The sequence below is a fragment of the Fibrobacter sp. UWB1 genome (assembly GCF_002210325.1).
Taxonomy (GTDB): domain Bacteria; phylum Fibrobacterota; class Fibrobacteria; order Fibrobacterales; family Fibrobacteraceae; genus Fibrobacter.
Genome location: NZ_MWQL01000017.1, coordinates 36,713 through 56,593 on the forward strand (window position 1 = coordinate 36,713; position 19,881 = coordinate 56,593).

A 19,881-nucleotide genomic window follows, 5' to 3' on the forward strand; every position below is an offset into this window, starting at 1 on the left:
TATGACTGAACAATCCGGCGTTCAAAAAGTTTTAGTCATCGGTTCGGTTTACCCGCGCTTTCACGAAGACGCCGAAGTCCCTTGGTTGCGGACCTCTATTGCGCACCTCAAAAAGGCTGGCCTCGACATCCAGGTTTTGGCGCCTGCATACAAAGGGCTCAAAAGTCACGAAATCGACGGCGTCAAGGTGAACCGTTTTCGCTATGCGCCCGCCAAATGGGAATTCTTGACGCACGAAGAAGGCGCTCCTAGCAAGATGGCAAACAAGCCCTGGCTGCAGCTCTTGGCGATTCCCTATATCATCAGCGGGTTTTTCAAGTGCATTAAAATTTGCCGCAAGTTTAAGCCCGACATCATCCATGCGCATTGGCCGTTTCCGCACGCCTACATCGCGCTCGGTGCCGCTAAGTTGTTCAAAATCCCGCTGGTGCTGAATTTCCACGGGGCAGAACTCTTGCTTATCCGCAAAAAGAAATGGGTCAAGCCGCTCCTTAAATTTGCTATTAGCCAGGCGCAGGCCGTGTTTGCGAACTCGAGCTTTACTGCTGGTAAAATCAAGGCCCTCCGCAATGTCGATGTGGAATGGAGCCCGTATGGTACGACTCTTGAATTCGGAAATCGGAATTCGGAATTCGGAATGGAGCCGCACCCGATAAATAACAAGTTCAAAATCTTGTTCGTCGGGCGCCACATTGAACGCAAGGGCATTCGCTACCTGATTGAAGCGGCCAAATACCTGCCCCGCGAAAGTTTCGAAATCCGAATCGTCGGCGTCGGCGATTTGACCGAACAACTGAAAGAACAAGCCGCAAACGTCATTGCGAGGAACGCAAGTGACGAAGCAATCCAAGGCGGCTCTGCCGCGCTACCTGCCGATATCATCTTCACCGGCAAGCTTTCGCCCGAAGCGCTCGCCAATGAATACAAGACTGCCAACGTCTTCACGCTCCCGGCGATTGTCGACAGCAAGGGCGACACCGAAGGCCTCGGCGTCGTCCTCATCGAGGCCATGGAACTTGGCCTCCCGATTGTGGCAAGCAATGTGGGCGGAATCCCCGATGTCGTAATCGACGGCGAAACGGGGATCCTCGTTCCCGAAAAAGACCCCGAGGCCCTCGCAAGCGCCTACAAGCGCCTCGCCGCCGAGCCCGAGCTCGTAAAGCACCTGCTCGTGGGCTCCCAGAAGCGCATCCACGAATGCTTCACCTGGGACGGCATCATTCAGCGCCAGATCGAAGTTTACAACAAAGTCTTGAAATAATTGAATCCCATGTCAAGCTCCTTTCAAGTCGGCAAATGACTTGAATTCAACCCATAAGAATCTATCCCTTTCGGGCTTGACAAGGCCTCTCCGCTTCAAGTCCGAATCAGACTGGTCCAAGCCACTATATTTGATTTTGTACAAAATATAGAGTATATTTACGTGTGATTGTCATCACATATCCCGGGCTGTTTTCGGGCTTTGGGTTGGTGGCAAAGGAGGTCTCCTTTATGATGGTTGAGATTAAAAGACTGATTGTGGCTGCTCTGGCAGCATTTGCGTGCGTAGGCATGTGGGGGTGCGGACTGTTTGATGAGGAGGTGACTCACGAAGTGCATGAAAAAAGGCACAGTGGCCTTGTGGTTGCAATTTTGGATGATTCGCTGGCTCTGGAAACGAATGGCCGTGGCTGGACTGACCATACGGAAAGTTGTGACTATTGGGAAAATTGCGATGGCGGAACAATCAACCAGGGACTTTTCCTTGTGAATTATCGTAACAAGCAGAGGCCCTTGTGGGGAGATACGATTGATGGTGTTATAACCATAATTTGGGGACTGGCGGCCGATTCAACAGTACTGTTCTATGATAAAAAGAACAATTTTGGATTTTGGAAAGTGGGAAAGAATATTGACGTTCGTAAAAAAATGAAGTGGGAAGATGGGTGCAAATTAGAACACCGTTATGTTGTCGTAATGGCAAGACCATGGAAAGATGGAAATGTTTTATTAAAGGATGCGGATCCTTGTCCATATGCTGTGTTGGATACTGCAACGGGCGTCGTGAAAAAAATGGAATTTACTGGCGAATACTCGTGGCTAGAAGGATGTGACGATATTACGTACATTGATGGGAAAATTTTGTGTGTAAAGAGATTGGCAGACGCTATGGGAGCCATAAGCATACTGGCTTCAGATGGTGTTGTTGATTCTTTGGAAAATACGAAAGAACGAGATTTTCTGGGATATCCTCCTGTGTTGTATGGGAATTTTATGGTAACTCAGGTGTATAAGAATGGAAATATTGTGACTAAAATGAAAAGTGATGGCTTTGATGTGAATTATCCTGAAACATGGATGAAGTATAATTCGTTTGTTGATTCTACGGGTTCTTCGATAAGTTATTCGTCAGATGACTTGGTGATAACAAAGTAGCTAAAAAAGGGAACTTTATGCGAAAGATAGTTTGGGCGGCGTTTTTGATACCATTAGATTGGTTTGTACTTATGCTTTCTCATATATTGTCGAACGATGCAAAAGCGAACGCTAATTTATAAAGAATTATAGAGTAAAGGCTGGAATTTTAAGGGTTCCCGTTAAGAAGCCTTTGCTGTAATAATGTCAAAAAACGGATTGATGAATGCGCAATGGTTGGTATGTATGCTTATAAATCTGTTACAAAAATAAGTTCATTTGTATACTTTACATTTTGTGAATTATCCAACTGCAAAGAAAGTTTGGCCTTTTTTTGTTAAGCAAAATTTTAGTGACGATTTACAGACAAATTTCTATTTTTGCAAAAATATACAATTTCGCTTTTCAAAAGGATTATCCTATGAAAATGAAAAGATTTAATAAGAACTTGGTGGTTATTGCAATCGAGATAATGGTTGCTGCTTTCGTATGCGTAAGCATGTGGGGGTGTACGGATGTTGACTTTAAGTGGGAGGAATCGCGTAGTGGGGCCAAGGTTGTTGGTTTTGTTGATGACAGCCTAGTTATGGTTGGGGATTATCGGTGTTGGAGTGAAATTACGGATCGGTGGAATGGCGAATATATTGATTTAGACGGTTGTGGCCGCGAACGCCTGTGTGTTTATAATTACCGTGTCCAGGAAGATGGTCCAAGATGGTGTGATTCGCTTTCAAGTGAGGACATGACTGGGATATTTGGTGGTCAGATGGCGGATTCTGTGATTTGGGGTGGTGAAGTCTCGAAATCTGTTCAGTTATGGAAAATTGGCGAGAGACCACACGAAATCAAATTGACCAAAAAGAGTGAAAAGTGCTCTGCAGAGTTTAGGATAAGTTCGTTAAAGCAGTGGCTAGACGGAACATTCATAGGTAGAAGCGGTGAATCCTTGACCGCCGATGGTGATACATGCAATTATGCGGTCTTGGATACGGTGGCAGGAACACTTACTTATAAGCGACTGGACAAGGAGTTGGCTTGGATTAAGGAATGCGATGATGTTAGGGCATGGGGTGATGATGTGTATTGCATGAGTTGGAATGAATGGCATCAAGAGGGAGTATTGAAAAAAAATCAAAAAGACTCCCTTCGTATTTCGTTTGAATTTGGAATGGGGGGGTTTTGGGGAAATATCATCGAATTGGGGGGCCGTTTTTGTGTTCTGATTGATAGCCAAATTCTGTGCGATGAGGATGTTTTATGGATAAGGCCTTTAAAATTTAAAAGAAATGGTGAAGTAATTCTTGATTTGAGTGAATAGGAAAAATTATGAATAGAATGGTTATTTGGCTTATTTTATTGGCTTTTATTTGTGACACTTGGGCTATTTCTCGGCCGATGGAATCTATTGAAAATTATAATGTGATGATTATCCATGGGGCGTATGGAAAAGAAAAAGGATTCCTTGATGAAAAAGATACGAATGAAGCTTACTATGCTGAGGGGTCTCTTGAAAATGGTGCTACTTTGGGGGCTTACGATAATAGTGACCGTATTACGAACTGGGTGTCGACTAAGGTCTTTGAAGAACAGGGATGGGAGGATAAAAAAGAATATGTGAAAAAATCATATGTGTATAATTGGCGGTCTTTCTCAAATCCGGCAAATACTTCGTTGAACAATGCGTATGAATTAGGTGACAGAACGTGGAACTTGAAGGATACAAAATATAAGCATCGTCGAACATTGTTTGAAGAAGCTCAGGAGGTAAAGGCTTATTTTTACGATAAAAATATTCCTGGAGAGGTTTATGGACAAATAGCGTTGGATTCAATGCGTCAATATCCTGATCTATATCGCCAACTAGCATCACGTTACATCCTTATCGGCCACTCTATGGGTGGAGTCGTTTCCCGTGAGTATGTACAGGGCAACTTCTACAATGGAGATGTGGACAAGATTGTGACGCTTGATTCTCCGCACGAGGGCACTGGTGCGTTGAACATGTTGATTGAAAAGAGTATAAGAGAAGAATCTTTCTGGAACTTGACATGTACGAATTTTTTAAAGGCCGCTCCGTTGGTTGCGGGCCTTGCGACAACCTTGTTTTTATCGAAAGGTGCAGAGCCCGCAATTTATGCTGGAATTGTGATGATGGCCGAAGTATTTGCCATTGAAGAATATGGCAATGCTTTGACATATGCGTTCGCTCCCGAAATATACTATTACGATGATCCCTTGGTCCATTATGTCGATCCCCTTCAGCATGGTTATGGAACCATTGACTCGTTGAATAAACTCGATTTTGAAAATAAAGTTGACTCTCTTCCCATGTTTAGAATTCTGGCGAGTAGAGATGGAATGACTTTTACCGACCCGGAATTACTGGATCTAGGCGTATTCAACTATCTTGGCTATTTGCTCCCAGATAACTTTATTTTCCCGATTGCGAACTACGGGGCGCAACTAATGGGAACGGGTGATTGGTCTGCCCGTACCGTGAATGCCCTAGTGTCTTCTTTGCTTGGCTTTTCCGGGATGCCGATGCAAGATAACGGAAGCAGTATTGTTCCTGCAGCGTCTAGTGAAGGACGAAATGTGGGTGTCCTTAACGACACTCGTGTTGATGTCAAACGTGAATATTTCAATGCGGCTCCTGCTGCATCAGGCGAAGTTGCGACAATGCTAGGTGATTTTACGTCTGTTGGTGATTTGTCGTCCATTTTGGAAATCACCTCGGTTGCGATGCTCCTTATTGATGCTTTCGCTTGGACAGGTGTGTCTGATGGTGCGAAAATTGCTTTGGGTATCGGGACTGCTGTGGTTGCGAGTTCTTATGTTGGTGCAGCTTTGTCTACGGGAATTTACGACCTTGTCAAGTCACACAGTATTCCTCTTCAAAAAAATTACCTTGACGACATGAAGGCTGCAAAGAACACCTTCTCTCCGATTGGTTTGTCAGAGGGTTCTTCTTATACCCCATACCTTATGGAAGACTTTCTCTATGAGCGTCCGTTCGTGAACTTGGCTTTGAACGATACTGCGACGTTGAATCAGCTTCAGGGAATGTCATTGACTGACCGTAAAAAATCTACCCTGAATCGTAACTGTTATTATATCGGCTCAAAGAACGGAGTTGATTGTGCTTTAGGTTTGTTCAAATCGTCTAACGATTTGACGTCAACTCAAAAGAATCAGCCTCTTTCGGGATTGACAAAACCTCTCCGCTTCAAGTCGGAGTCCGACTGGTCAAAGATGGGCGTGAAGGTTGACCGCTGGGAAAAGGTGGATGGACTTACCCCTGAAGGAAAGGATACCTCGGACTATGTCCCTATTCGCCATGTGGAGCGTTATGAAGTTCCCGCGATTACGGTCGAAGATTGGATCGAAAAGTATTCTTTTGTGGTGGACGACCTGATGCCGCACAGGTTACGCCAGATCCGCATGAATTTCAATTTCGTTACTGAGATTGCTTGGGAGTGCGATATTACAAAAGCAGAGGATGATGACAAAGCCTGTAAGGTATATCAGCGTAGTGCTGGCGAACCTTGGGGCGAGCCGAAAAAGACTGTTCGTCATCCGGTCAAGAAAAATGGTCAATTCGATTTTGTGCCGAGCGATTACGGTTACAAGAATCTTCTCGCCATTCAGAAAGACAACCAGAATACGGTCACTATTTCGACGGTGAACAAGATAGGCCTTTCGAATACGCAGCGGTTCTACTACCTGTTCAAGGCGACGGCGAACAAGTTGGATCCGGTATGGCCCAAGCGCGATGTGGTCGTGAATAAGATTCAGGGCTTCAAGGCCTACGCAAGTGCCTTGGGCTATCAGGGCTTCAAGGCGGATTCGGCGAAGGACTCGATTGTGTTGCAGTCCGTGGATACGGTCATAACCTACCCGTTACGCGATATGAAACCGGAGGTCCAATGGTACATTGATTCGTCGCTGATTGCATCCGGCGCAAGTGAAACCGGTATCGTCTACGATTCCTCGAGTGCGTACTTCGCTTCGAACCACGCCGACGAGAACCCGCATGAGGGCGAATACCTCTGGAAGTTCTTTGTCGATATCAAGAACATTGCCGACACCGCGTCCAAGGATTCCTCGAATACCTACGAAGTGCCGTTTAAAGTTGACAGGACCCCGCCCGCGCTCGCGCTCGCATCCGAGGGCGCAGTCGTCAACCCCGACAGCGTATCCTTCGCTGCACGCTTCTCGTGGACTGGGAATGGAATTCCCGATATCCGCGCGATGCGGCTTGCCTTGAAAAAGATGGACGGCGATTCCTTGAACCGTTGCAAGACCCGCGTCGCGGATTTCCCGGCAATGGCCGATGTGGCCTCGAAGGAGTTCGCAATACAGTGGAACAACGTCACGCGCGATGCTATCAAGAACAATGGCGATGGAAATTATTGCATAGAAGCCTATGCCGTGGACTACGCCGTGCCCGACAGCGCCGTTTACGGCAAAATGGTTGACCTCGTAGATGCAATCAGCTCCCATCCGGGGAGTATTGCGGATACCCTCTGGCCCGATTCGAACGACTTCGTAAATTCGTCTGTCGTATTTGACAGTTTCTTCGTGGATACGCGGGCCCCTGTAATGAGTGACGGCGCGATGCGGGGTAGTTCCACTTCGGCATCAGCCTATTCCGCACTTTCCAGACCAGCCCGGAACAATGCGTACGATTACGCAACCGAAGACAGTCTGCTTGAAATATCGTACAAGCTAACGGAATCCCTAGGCGGTCGCGACAGTGTTCCCGTGACCGTCGCCTGGAATTTTATCCACCAGGGCGATACCGCGAAGGTTGACCACGCAGGCGATTCCGTATGGGTCAAGGACGGGGATGCCGTGAACGGCACTTGGACGGAAATGTCCGGCATGCGTCTCGAAGACGGCGACTATGCAGTCCGCGCCCACGTGCGCGATGCCGCCGGCAACAGCTCCGCCTACGCGTTTCCGAAAAGGTTGCGTGTCGACAAGACAGCGCCATACATCGAGAGCCTGGTGAGTACAAAACTGGTCTATTCCGATTCCGACAAGGATTACTCGGCGAGGATTGTTGCGGACGAACGTTACGACGTGGAAACGAACCGCACAGGAATGCATTGCCACTACAGCATAAGTGGTTGTGGGAATACGACCGGCTGGAAACGCATCCCGGATAATGCCCTAAAGAAAGACTCGGTGACTTTTGCGCTGGATTCCCTTGAAGGTCGGCATGGCAAGTGCTATCTGGAAGTCGCATGTAAGGATGCTGCCGGAAACACAACCGTCAAGACGGACCTGTTCTATATGGGCGAGCGGACTCCCGCAATCACTTCCCCGTACGATGAACGTGCGACTGCGAAACTGGTCGCCATTACGGGTGTCGCGCCTCCTTACCAGCTCGCGGATTCGTTGAACACCATTTATCGATTGCGCTATGCCCGCGTCGATTCGCTTGGTACGGACAGCGTGCTTGTTTGGGAAACATCGGGAATTTCCGTGGTTTCTGCCCTGCAAAATGACAAGTTCCAGAATGTTTCCAGGATCTCGCAGAGCAACGATGCCGTTTTGGGGTACCTTGACCGTAACCTCGGAAACGGGAATTATATTGAAGGATCCTACGTTATCGAACTTGGAACTTGCGCCGCGGACGCCGATACCGTTTGCATCAACGGGCCCGATTCCCTATGGGTGACAGATACTGCATGGGTTGATTTGGGAATGATTGATTCGGCGGGTGTAGAGCACCATTTCGTAGTTTCCCCGAAAGACAGCCTGGTTGTCGGCAAGGATACGCTGGATGTTTCCCTGCATTTGTCGGGACTGTTCAATAGCAGTTACATGATGCGTGTGTACGCCAAGGATGCCGCTGGCGTGGGTATGTTCGATGAATCTGTCTCGAAGGCCTGGCGCAATCCGTACTTCGGAGCTCCGAATGATACTTCCTCTGGCAAGTCCGCCGTGTGGTTCTATGAACAGGAAGACGGCTACCATCTTCAATGGAATGGACTTGCCGTTGGCGATACATTGGAAGTGACGTACGACTCGCTCGGCTTTGGCCATACCTGCGAGGGACCTGACGGGAATAATGCCCAAAAATGTACGACTCGTCCACTTGATTATGTTTTTGCCGCGTTGCCGACGTCGTCGGGAATGTATTTCGAGGATTTCCCCGAACTGCGTCCACTTTCTTCTGCGAACCGCAAGATGCTTCTGACTGGAAGTGTGGGGCATGTGGTAATGACTGCGACAAGGGCGTTCCATGTATCGCGAGCAAATGCGTTTGCGGATACGACCTTGCCGAAGATGAAGGTCTATTTCGGGGATAAGTCAAATGATGGTTTTTACTGGATAGCAAACGGGCTGGTTAGCAGCGATACGCTCGATCCGCTATTGATCGGCTGGACTGTGGATCCTCGGGCATACGGCCTCAACTTCAAATGGGACGGCGTCCCGGAAAACGGCATGTATCCGGCAAAAGGGACAATGACAATTTACGCCGAAATTACGGAAAACGTTGCGAATAATCCGCTAGTCATTAGGGATTCGATAAAAGTCAGGATAAAGCTGCCAGAACTCGAAGTTGTGCTTCCCGATACGCTACCCGACCTCATGCTCATGAAAAAGGATTCCGCACTTGTCTGTGCTGATGAAACGACACCGGACAGTCTGTGTGAGCGAAGGGCCTTTAAGTTGGGTTCCATGGTGGCGAAGTATGGCATCAAGTACAGGGATGCCAAGGTAATGGCGTGCATCGTGGATGCCTCCGGCACTTGTATAGCTGTATTGCAGGATTCGACGGAAACAAAGCGTGCGAATGTGAGCGACAGTGCCTATCAGGTCCGGTGGGATGGAAAAATTTCCGGAACATCGGTTGCGAATGAAGGGGTGTACACGTTGAAAATAATGGCAATACCTGTGGATTCTTCCAAGGCGCCATCCCCGGCAGTAGCGACGTTCCGTGTAAGGCATGCGGAAACGATGAGGGATTTGACTCCTACATATCCCAAGAATCCGCATAACACGGTCCCGGCAATCTATGTTTCCGAAGCCAATTCCGATTATGGAAATACCGGAATGTACCGTTACGAACCCACGGCAGATTACCTGGTCAAGGCCAATATCAGCGGATGGAAATTGCCGGACTCTTCGCTTGTTGACGGAATCCCCCTAAAAGGTGAAATCTCCGGAACGCAAGAGATTCTCAAGTATGAGCCGAAACGATTCAGTCTAGCGATTAAGAGGCATAGGAAGGAACTGAAGCTAGTTATTATGGCAAAACTGGATGTTGCAACAGTGTATGCAAAGTGTCCTGGAAAGGGTGTTCATGAAGATGATGATAAGCGAACATTCTATTATCTTCGAAAGTTTGCATTTGATGAAGCAAACAGAACGTGTTCCTTTGATATTAACAAATTTATAGGCAAGATTGGCAGTGGCAGAGGGTTGTCGGGGACAAGATATAACTATCTAACCCTTTATGCTTTCCTTGATAATCAAGTAAAAAAATATGCAGAAAAAGATGGAGAAGAAACAATTCCCATAGATACAATTGAGGTGACTCCCGTATGGAGTAAAACATTTTCTTTGCCTATGCAGTCTGATGACAATAGGTATAGCAAGGATACTATCCCATTTGTTTTTGAACAGGATTTTGTCGGTTGCCTCGTTGTTGGTGATAGCACAACCTGTGTTTATGGGCCTAGCGATAATTTGAACAATACTAGTGGATATGATCCAAATAAGAAACTGTTTAATGTGTCTTTGAATCCTATCAATGGCGTTTTTTACACCAATATGGGACAAGTCCACAATGATTGCTGGTATAATGATGCCGCACGTAATGAACGGATAAAGTTTAACCTTCTTTTAGAAATCCCTGATACGGCCTATTGGAATGCCCCGTTCGGCATGGATAATCTTGTAAACCGTACGGTCCGCTTTGACCATACGAACACAACGGTGTATGGAGATACGAGCGGCTACCTGAAAGCCCTTGAATCTCATGGCAGGATCGGCGTCGGTACCTATTACGATGGGAATACATGGAAAAAAGATAAGACCTATGGACTCTTGACGCCCTTTGAAGTTCAGTATCTGCCGATGTACCCTGCATCGGTAATGGATGGTGGTGAGAATACATTCCTGTTTGCCGACGAGGATTCCGCACACATGCAGGATGCCCGCTTCGATTTGCATTTCTATAGCCCGATCAATGATCTTGATTATTTCCAAGCTGCAGTTGTTAGTAGGAACGGATTACAAGGCTGTACCCCTATTGCAAATGCGAATTTTAAAAGGAACGATGATTCTACGAGTAAATGCTTCTTTTTCGCAAAAAGCAACGACATTGCTGTAACGAAAACTCCATATTATTCAGGAACAGATTCCGTTGCATTCTATGTTGGACGTAGCAAGGCTCTAGGAACGGTTACGGTTGATACGATTGACTATCCTGCAACGGCAAATTGGCGACGACAAATGAATGATACCTGCAAGGTTTCCGGAGAAGACTGGAAATTTACGGACAATGGAACCGCACCTTGCTATAAGTATTACGACTTTGGTTCGCGCGCACACTACTATTACGGGGATTATTCCGACTCTGCGTGGACCGCCAGAATGGTGCGTGGCGATAGTGTCATTAAAAACATGGTGAATTCGCCTGAGATTGCAAGTGCTAAATCGCTGGAAGCTCTTTTCAGGGATAGCGTCGATGTCTCTAAATTCGGGAACAAGAAGCTTGAATTCCCTGTCCAACTTTCGTCGCGGAACTTTGATGCCGACAGCAGTCGATTCTTTGTAAAATTCGATTCCGTTACAACGGTGCTCAGCAATCTTGTCGGTGATAAGGTCGATGCCACAATAAGCAACTTGAGGGTTGATTCAGCTAAGATTTCGGGTGGTGTCTCGTCAATTAGGTTGTCTGCCTCCAACGATACCCTATATGTCAAGGCAGATTCGCTTAAGGAAGATATAATCTATCGAAAATCCGAAGATTCTCTTGCGGTAACACCCGTGCGTCCGAATAGCGAATCTTTGTCAATGAAGCGCCTGTATAGAAATGACAACGAATGGGTGAAAAATGTTGTTGTAAATTCTGCTGTATTGAAACAGCTAGACTCCAGTACTCATACTCACTTGAATATCGCTGGCCATTTCCCGGATTCCTCGGATATGATTATTGGGTTTAAGTCGGTCGATTCCATCGAGGCGAAGCGCCCCAAGGAACTTGTTGAATTGCGCGCGTACCTAAAGAAAAACTACACATACGATGTGGCTTACCTGAATGATACCGCCTTCTATGTCATTCCTGGTCCCATGCTGGATTCTATCAAGTGGAAAAACGGTGTGAAACTGGATAGCAATGATGAAGAAGGTTGGTATCGCTTGGGTTGGTTCGATGTCAACAAGTTACAGGGAAACACCCAGTTCATGCTTTTATGGGGAGATAAGACTGCATATAATTTTGCTGAGTTCAAGATGATTATCGGACGTGCTGTGGAGCCGACAAGTGGCAATACGGTCAAGTCCCTGTTTGAAGAAGCCAGTGTTACATTCCCGAAGAATTCGGTCGATACCGTCAAAAATGTCACGGTCAGAACAGTTGAGGCGTCGGACTACTCGTTCGAAGTGTTCAACAATCTTGCTCTCAAGGGTCCGATTGTCGAGGTGTTGCCGTCAATGACATTTGCCGACACTTCCGCTCTTCCGCGAATCCAGATGAAGATAAGTCGCGAGGAGATGGTGGCGATGCGTGCAACACCGCAGACGGTAAGGTTGTACAAGGTGGATTTCACGGGCAAGAGGTTTGTTCCGTTACAAAATGCTCTCTATGGGTTCCTGAATGCAGACGGAAGTGCTGTTATGGATGGAACTGATACTCTTAAATGCAACAATGCTAACAAGACGACGGATACTCGCTGTGCTGGGAATGATACCACGTGGGCCTACCTGCAGATTTCCGCTGAGACAAAAACGTTCTCTGTGTTTACAGCGATGGATTCCGCCGTTGCGGAAACTCCTAACTTCAGCGTGACTGTCTTGCCTGAAATCGCCTCGACTGCAAACCGCACGGTCCGTGTGGACGGCATATCGAGATTTAGGCTGTACGTAGATGATGATTCGCTGTGGGCTAACCGCGGTGATGTTACTCCGCCAGACACTCTCGCTTTTACTGCGGATTCCAACGGTTTTGCCCGAATTGCCTTGCCTTCTCGCGGTAAGGCCATTGATACCAGCTACGTGTTCGTGGTTGCCCTTGGCGAACCCGATGCGGAAGGAAATATGGAAGAACTCCCTGCAGCTCCGGCAGTGGCTCATGCTTTGACTGTGAATGCGCAGTTTGCTTGCTCCGTTCCATCCGATTCGTTGTGGCTAGGCCTCGACAACGGCTACATGGCATACGGCGCAAGCTGTACGCATCCGGGTTACGGGCTGGTATCGCTCTATCGCGAAGGAAAAGTCATAGCTGAAATCCGCGGCGAGATTCCCGATACGGTAATCTATGACGGTTCCAAGACTTCCGGTGCATCCGGCTTGGGCAAGATTTCTACCGGTGTCTATGAATCGCGCTACGTGGGCGTTTCTGCTCTCGGTATGGATATGCAGATTGCCGGTCCGCGAGTCTATACGGATTCTCTACGTCCTGCCATCAGGAACTTCTCCGTGCAGGATTCTTCCGAGGTCCTTGACCGGATCTTTACGGCGACTGCGGATGTGTTCGATTCCGAGTCGGGTATTGCACGCGTGATAGTGACGCCGGTGTTCGGTGGCGATACATTGCGTGTTATGAATGTGGTGCCTGATTCTGCCGGTCATGTGTCTGCAAGTATCCGTATTTCTCGAAAGCAGCTTGCCGAATGTACCGGCTGCTACCTCTCCATGGAAATGCGTGTGGAAGATTACGGTCATAACCATGCGGAACAGAAACATGTATCTGAAAAACTCTACCCGTATCCGACAGAACTTGCCCTGTGGTACCCGGCGCGTGAAGGTGGTGGTCGCCTTGTGCATGAGTTGTTGGGAACGGGCCATGATTTTGATTTGTTTAAAAAGATGGGCGGTCCTTGGGGCAGCGATGCCGGCTTGTATTTTAGCAAGTCTACGGATTATATCTATGGCAATGGCACGGTCGATTTTGGCAGCACGAATTCTTATTCTTTCGAAGCCCGAATTAAGCCAGGGAATCCCAACGATAATGGTTGGCATGAAATCCTTAGTTTTAAGGGTGTAAATGCTCTTGACATACATCTTTTGCAGAATAAACGAGCCCTGAAACTTGTTGAAGGAAAGCATGTCTGGAAATCGGGTTCCATCTTGCCGATCACAAACAAGTCCTGGTCACATGTTGTCGTTACGGTAGATTCGGATTCCGTGAAATTCTATGTCGACGGCGAATCGAAGGCTGCTCGTAATTCCGGGATTTCTCTAGAACGTGAAATGGAAGGTGTGTTCTCTATGGGCAAGGCGGGTAGCGAACCTTCCTATATTGGAAACATCGCAGATATCCGCATGTATTCGCGTGCGTTGACTGCTGCTGAAGTCGAGGAACTTTCGAAGCCCGTAACCGATGCGGGGGAGGTTTCCGATGTCATCGTCATCGCCGTGAAGGATATGGATGCTGTGAACGGATTCTCTAATCAGTTCTCCTGCTCCGTGGCTGGCAACAAGTACCTTGTGTCGGGCGATTCGGCGACACTTACGATGTCCGTAATCGTCGAAAATGCTGCGGACTATAATGTCGTGCTGTACGCAAGATCCGCTACGGCTGGCGATAAGCCGGTCTATGTCGGCGAATCAAGCTTGCTGGCCGGGACGGCTGCCGTTTCCAATACCTGGCGCGCGGTGACTGTTTCTGGCGTGTCCGTCCATCTCGCGGCGGGTACGCATACGCTTATGCTGAAGGTTCCTGCCGGTGTCCAGATTGGCGGAGCGGCTCTCACGACCGCCAATATTCCGGCCTCGATGATTGCCTGGGGTATAAGTACTTCGGACAAGGTGGCTGGAATTGTACCTGCCGATACGGCTCGCAAGGTTAAGTCGTACTTGCGCTACGAGGGGTACCCGGAAACATCTACGCTCCGTCCGCGCATTCGCCTGCGTAACGTATCCAATGAGCCCGTGAATGGGTTCTCTGTCCGCTACTATTTCCGTGGCGAGGATGCCTCGCAGGCTGGAGTTGACCGTTATTGGCCGAACTACGGACCAACATTCCCTGCAGTGCATTCCGAGAGTGCCAATACGGGTTACGTGGAATGGTCGTTTGCCGAAACGATTCCGGTTGCCGGAACAGTGTTCGGTGGCGACGGGCCGCATTTCGGTCTCTATAATTCCGGCAATGTGCCGTGGGATGCTTCCGACGACCCGTCCTTCGTGGATCCGAATTCTGGCCTGGTTGCAAATATTGACGGTTTCTATGAAGATGTTGGCGTTGTCGTCCTGGATAAGGACAATAACCTGATAGGCGGTTCCTGCGCCGAGATGGAAGATCCTTTATCGCTCGAGGCCAAGGTTCGCGTGCTTGCGTCCGATATGCGTGAAGACCACCGGGCTAGCGAGATTCACTTCAATGTGGAAAATACGGGCAATGTCTCGTTGAAGAACTTCGACGTGCGTTACTACTTCTTCGTGGAAGAAGGCCTTGCGCCGGATTATGAACTTGACGACAGGTCCAAATGTTCTTCGGCCTCGATGGAAAGCCTCGGTTCCGGTCGCTGGCAGGTGACAGTCCATTGCGACTCGTCGCTTGCCGCTGGCAATACGTGGCAGAATCCGGTGAAGTTCGCTTTGCATTTGCCAGGCTGGCCTGCGATGTGGAATGCGGATGACGACCCGAGTCACGACAGTCTCGGAATGACGATACGCGTGGCTCGCGGCATTTGCGTGTTCGATTCCACGGGGTACATGCTCTACGGCAATACACCTGTCTGGGCACTGCCCGCTCCGGATGAAGTCAACCCGGATTCCGTATATAATGTCGATTTCGGCTACCGTGCACCGGGCAATTCCATACCCGTGATACGTACGCCGGAAGGACTCGTTGTCACGATGGACAACTGGTCCTATGTAGAACTGAGTCTGGTGACGGCAAAGGGTGCTCCCGTAAAAAATATCTTTGCCGGTACTCTTGCTCCGGGCGAACAGTTTGTGCGGGTTGACTGGGCCGGTATTGACATGAATAAAACGTATTTGATGTTCAAGGTGAATGGCTCAATTAAATCAACGAAAAATCTATCTTTGCTGTAAGGATAAATAATGAATAACTTGTTTAAAATTTTTGCCGTCGTTTCCTTTGTTGTCATTCAAGCCAATGCACTGAGTCTACAGACGGTCTTTGACAACCAGAAGAAATCCGCTTTCCCGGACACTTGCGAGATGCAGATGCGTACCACGGTGACGCTTCCCAATATGCAGCCTCAGGTTGTGAATATGGCCCTGCTTACCGCCGGTGAAAACAAGTCCATTACAACCATCAAGTCCAGCATGATGCAGATGGAAATGGTACAGAACAACGGACGCATGAAGGTCACGGACTTGAAAACCGGGAAAAAACTCCCGGCGCAGAACATACCCGCGCAGAACCCAGCCGATGTGAACAAGCAGATGGGTTCTCCCGAAGATTATAACAATCCTGTCGCCGAAGGGAACCTCTGGAAGATTACACCCAAGGACCCGTCCAAGCCAACGCTTTACTATTCACAAAAGAAAAAGCGCGTCATGAAAATGTCTGTAGTCGTGAACGGGGCGAATGCCGTAAGCGAGTTCGAATATTGCGATAATTCTTGCCCGTTGCCGGGAACGCTTAAGAAGGTGGTTATCAAGACGACTACACCGCAGGGCGGAGAAAGTACGGTCGTTCTCGAAGTGCTGAGGGCAAAACAGAGACGCGTCCTTCCGATGAAAATGTTTGACGTGGAGTGAGGTTGCAGAAAGACTGCATTTTTCTCAAAGACGCAAAATCTTTTTCGCTTGAAAATCAAAAAAGCGCCTTGTTTGGCGCTTTTGAAGTCTTTACTGATTTTCTTGGCCTTTCGCCTTGAATTTAATCACCCAGATTTCGGAGTCGCTCCCTAAGCGCACAGGCGGTCCCCAGCAATCGAAGCCGGAACTCACGAGCCAGAGCACGCCGCTGAGTGCGCCCTTGCCGTAGGCGAGTTTCCATACGTAGTCGATAAGAAAGGTGACCGGGAAGAACTGGCCGTTATGCGTGTGGCCCGAAAGCGCGAAGTCCGGGAGTCTTCCCCTGTGTTCTTTTTCGATTCCTTTGGGCTGGTGGTCCAAGAGAATCCACGGGCGGTAAAGTGGAATTGTGTCGTAAGTAATTGCAGGGGCGGCGGCAACGGTATCCATGGTCGAATCTTGCGCGGCAACTGTCCTTGTAGAATCTGCGAGAGAATCCGTAGTATCTTTTACGTGTTCCACGATCTTTATAGAATCGGGAATGAGTTCGCTAAGCGGCTTGCGTTCGGTGTCCCTGCTGCGGGCAACCGTAAAGTCGGTGCGGCCCGTAAAGCAGACGCCGCCCAGGCATGCGGTAGAATCGTCGAGCACCACGAAGCCTACCTTGCGCATCCATTCTTCGGGACTGTTGTCCGAGTTCGCCATGAACGCTTCGTGATTTCCGTTGATGGCAACTGCCGCCACTTTCGCGCCGGCGGTCAGTTTTTTGAACAAACTATCGTAACCCGCGTGGTCCATCTTTTCGGTGGTAATATCTGCGAGGTCACCGCCGAATAACAAGTAGTCGGGCTTAATAGAATCGACCTGTGCAATAAAGCGTTCAAGCTTTTGGGCTTTGAACAGCGGGTCTACGTGAATGTCGCTAAAGAATATGGCGGTAAAGCTTTCGGTGTAAACGCCCGGCAAGTCGATAGTAAGCAAGTTCGTCTTGTATTCATCGTTGTGCTGCATGCCGTAGCCGATGAATATGAACGTGAATGCGCATGTGATTCCGAGCAGGTAGCGGCTTACGCGGCGTACCAGGTGGCGGCTCAGGTGATGCGGCTGCGTAAAGTAGTAACCGATTCTGTAGAGTGTCCAGGGAATGTAAAGAATTAGAGAATTGGGGAGCCAGACCGCAAAAAAGGTGACAATTAAACTACCGATCAGTGTAGAGCGCAAGAACATGCCCAAAAAGAGCACGAACAGCACTGCGGCACCGATAATTTTACCCGTTTTTCCCTTGGCGACGCTGCTCACGTTAATATAAATCAGCACAAGGCCAATAAGCAGTATAAATAGGAACGCAATCATGTTTCAATAATAGCAAAACTTTTTTTGAGTTTAGCTATATTTGACCCCGTATGGCTTTATGTATTGAATCAGATCATTTGGAAAAGGTCCAGAGGATCTTGGCCCTTCATTTCGAGGGGCTCGAAGTATGGGCGCATGGAGCCCGTGTCACTGGAGTAGACCTTACTCCCGATACAGAACTGGAATTGGTGGTTATTTCAGACAGTCCCCTTTCTTTCGAGGCGATGACCGCCGTCGAAAAGGCTTTTGTCGATAGCGGACTCCCGTTCCGGGTCGATGTCATGGACTGGGCTAAGCTCCCCGAATCTCTCCAAAAACAAATCAAGAAAGAACACGACGTGGTTCAAGCCGCTGCGGAATCCTAGTATGAAACGTCTTTTACCCTTTGCTTTGGTGGCAATGCTTGCCGCTTCCGCTTTTGCCCAGGACGAAATTCGTGAGGCAAAGAACTTAATCCAGAACGGCCAGTGTGCCGAGGCGATTGCCCCGCTCCAGAAGGTCTACAAGTCCAGCTTCCGCAAGTCCTCGGGCGAAAAGGCCGCCGTGATGCTCACGGAATGCTACTTGCGCGAACACAAGCGCGACGAAGCCTTGAAGCTTTCTTCCCGATTCCTGGAATACTACGTGAACACGGTTTACCGCGAACGCATGGAACTGGCTAACGCCATCGTGCTGGTCGAAAAGGGTAGCGTTTACGAAGGTGTAGAAGCCATGCTCCGGATTCTCGCCTACTCCAAGAACCCGGCCGCCCGCAGCCGCACCAAGGATGTCGCCATCCAGACGCTTGCCGCCTCGCTTTTGACCGCCGACCAGTTGCAGGCCCTTTTGGAAAAGTACCCGGTCGATAAGGACATCGTGGGCTGGATGCAGCTGCAGATCGGCCGCGAATGCCAGAACTCCAAGCGCTACAAGGCAGCCCGTTACTGGTACAAGAAGGTGATTGCAGGTGGGGTAGCCGAAAACCTCTCCAACACCGCCGAAAAGGGACTTGAATCTTTGGAAGACCGCGGCGCCGGTATGCCGACGGTCTTGGTGCTCGCCCCCCTTTCGGGCGACTATGCCGAATTCGGCGCGGCGGCTATCCAGGGCGTGATTCTCGCCCAAGAAAAAGCCGGACTCAAGGGCAAGGTGAACCTGCGCGTGGCCGATACCCGTGCTGACGCCGCCCAGGCGCTCCTCCGCACCCAGCAGGCCATTAACCAGGATAGCATTGTGGCTGTTATCGGCCCCATTATGAGTGCCCCGGCCGCGACCGTTGCCGCCTGGCTCGGCAGTAACTTCCAGCACATCCCGATGCTTACCCCGACGGCAACCGACGACGGTATCGCCAAGATGGGCCCGAACATTTTCCAGGTGAACATCACCATGGATAACCTGGCAAAGAGCATCGCCGACTTCGCTACCAAGTGCCTGAACATCCGCGAATACGCGGTCTTGAGCCCGCTCGGTGGCTATGGCGCTTCGATGTCGCAGAGCTTTACCACCGCCGTGGAACGTCGCGGCGGCTCCGTGATTGCCTTCCGCAACTACGAAGAAGGCCGCCCCGACTACAAGACCGAATTCAGCCTGCTTCGCGATGTGCGTTTCAAGCAGTTGAACCGCCGCCAGAACATTGCCCGCGGGGCAAGCGACCTCGACGCCGTGAACGCCAAGGAGCGCCGTTTCTACATGCAGGATTCCACGTTCAACATCCCGGGCATCTTCATTCCGGCAACGAACCCGGGCGACGCCGGCCTCATGGCGGGCCAGGTGGCCTTCAACAAGATTTCGGGAACGTTGCTGGGTGCTTCCGGCTGGTACGGCCGCGAACTTTTGATCCAGGGCAAGCGCCAGGTGGACAGTTCTTACTTTAGCGTGCCTGCTATGGACATGGGCGGCAACAACGACGGCCTCAAGAAATTCGTGAGCGACTTCAAGGAACGCTGGGGTGCAGAACCCGGCGAAGACCGAGTCAGCGGACTCAGCTACGACGCCGCCAACATCGTGTTCAGCTCCATGGCCAAGAACCCGAACAGCCTCACGAACCTGATCAACTTCACCGCAAACTTCCAGGGCGTGTACGGCGAAATCAAGTTCAAGCGCGGCATGAACATGAACACCAAGATCGTGACCGTGAACAAGGGCAAGTTTGAAACCGTCGAAGGCTGCCCGGCGAAATAGAGCTTAGTTGGTAGAGTTTAGAACTTAGAATAGATATCAAAAAATTCCCGCAGCGGCGCGCTGCGGGAATTTTTTGTTTCT

The 19,881-nt window shown here is 49.3% G+C and carries 8 protein-coding genes; 7 read left to right on the forward strand and 1 reads right to left on the reverse strand.

The genetic code is table 11. The features are described from left to right. The first annotated feature begins 1 nt into the window (after nucleotide 1). The 5 genes from B7988_RS12075 to B7988_RS12100 all read left to right on the forward strand — a co-directional run bounded on the left by B7988_RS12075 (nucleotide 2) and on the right by B7988_RS12100 (nucleotide 16,308). On the forward strand, nucleotides 2-1,261 hold the full coding sequence (locus tag B7988_RS12075; protein ID WP_088658110.1) for a glycosyltransferase: 1,260 nt from the start codon (nucleotides 2-4) through the stop codon (nucleotides 1,259-1,261). 230 nt (nucleotides 1,262-1,491) lie between these two features. Next, nucleotides 1,492-2,415, forward strand: a complete 924-nt coding sequence (locus tag B7988_RS12080; RefSeq protein WP_141225661.1) for a hypothetical protein — start codon at nucleotides 1,492-1,494, stop codon at nucleotides 2,413-2,415. 400 nt (nucleotides 2,416-2,815) lie between these two features. After that, nucleotides 2,816-3,712 (forward strand): hypothetical protein, encoded by an 897-nt coding sequence (locus B7988_RS12085; protein ID WP_088658112.1) that lies wholly within the window; start codon nucleotides 2,816-2,818, stop codon nucleotides 3,710-3,712. A 77-nt stretch (nucleotides 3,713-3,789) separates the two neighbouring features. Continuing rightward, on the forward strand, nucleotides 3,790-15,633 hold the full coding sequence (locus B7988_RS12095) for a LamG-like jellyroll fold domain-containing protein (RefSeq protein WP_141225662.1): 11,844 nt from the start codon (nucleotides 3,790-3,792) through the stop codon (nucleotides 15,631-15,633). Between the two features lie 9 nt (nucleotides 15,634-15,642). Further along, nucleotides 15,643-16,308 (forward strand): hypothetical protein, encoded by a 666-nt coding sequence (locus B7988_RS12100; protein WP_088658115.1) that lies wholly within the window; start codon nucleotides 15,643-15,645, stop codon nucleotides 16,306-16,308. Between the two features lie 90 nt (nucleotides 16,309-16,398). Here B7988_RS12100 and B7988_RS12105 read toward each other — a convergent pair whose 3' ends face one another. Beyond that, nucleotides 16,399-17,640, reverse strand: coding sequence for a metallophosphoesterase (locus B7988_RS12105; protein ID WP_088658116.1), 1,242 nt, complete (start codon nucleotides 17,638-17,640; stop codon nucleotides 16,399-16,401). Between the two features lie 50 nt (nucleotides 17,641-17,690). On the opposite strand from B7988_RS12105, the gene B7988_RS12110 reads away from it, so the two are divergent. Then, nucleotides 17,691-18,005 (forward strand): DNA polymerase III subunit beta, encoded by a 315-nt coding sequence (locus tag B7988_RS12110; protein WP_073057116.1) that lies wholly within the window; start codon nucleotides 17,691-17,693, stop codon nucleotides 18,003-18,005. 1 nt (nucleotide 18,006) lies between these two features. After that, entirely contained in the window at nucleotides 18,007-19,800 is a 1,794-nt protein-coding gene (locus tag B7988_RS12115; protein WP_088658117.1) for a penicillin-binding protein activator, read from the forward strand. The last annotated feature ends 81 nt before the right edge of the window (nucleotides 19,801-19,881 follow it).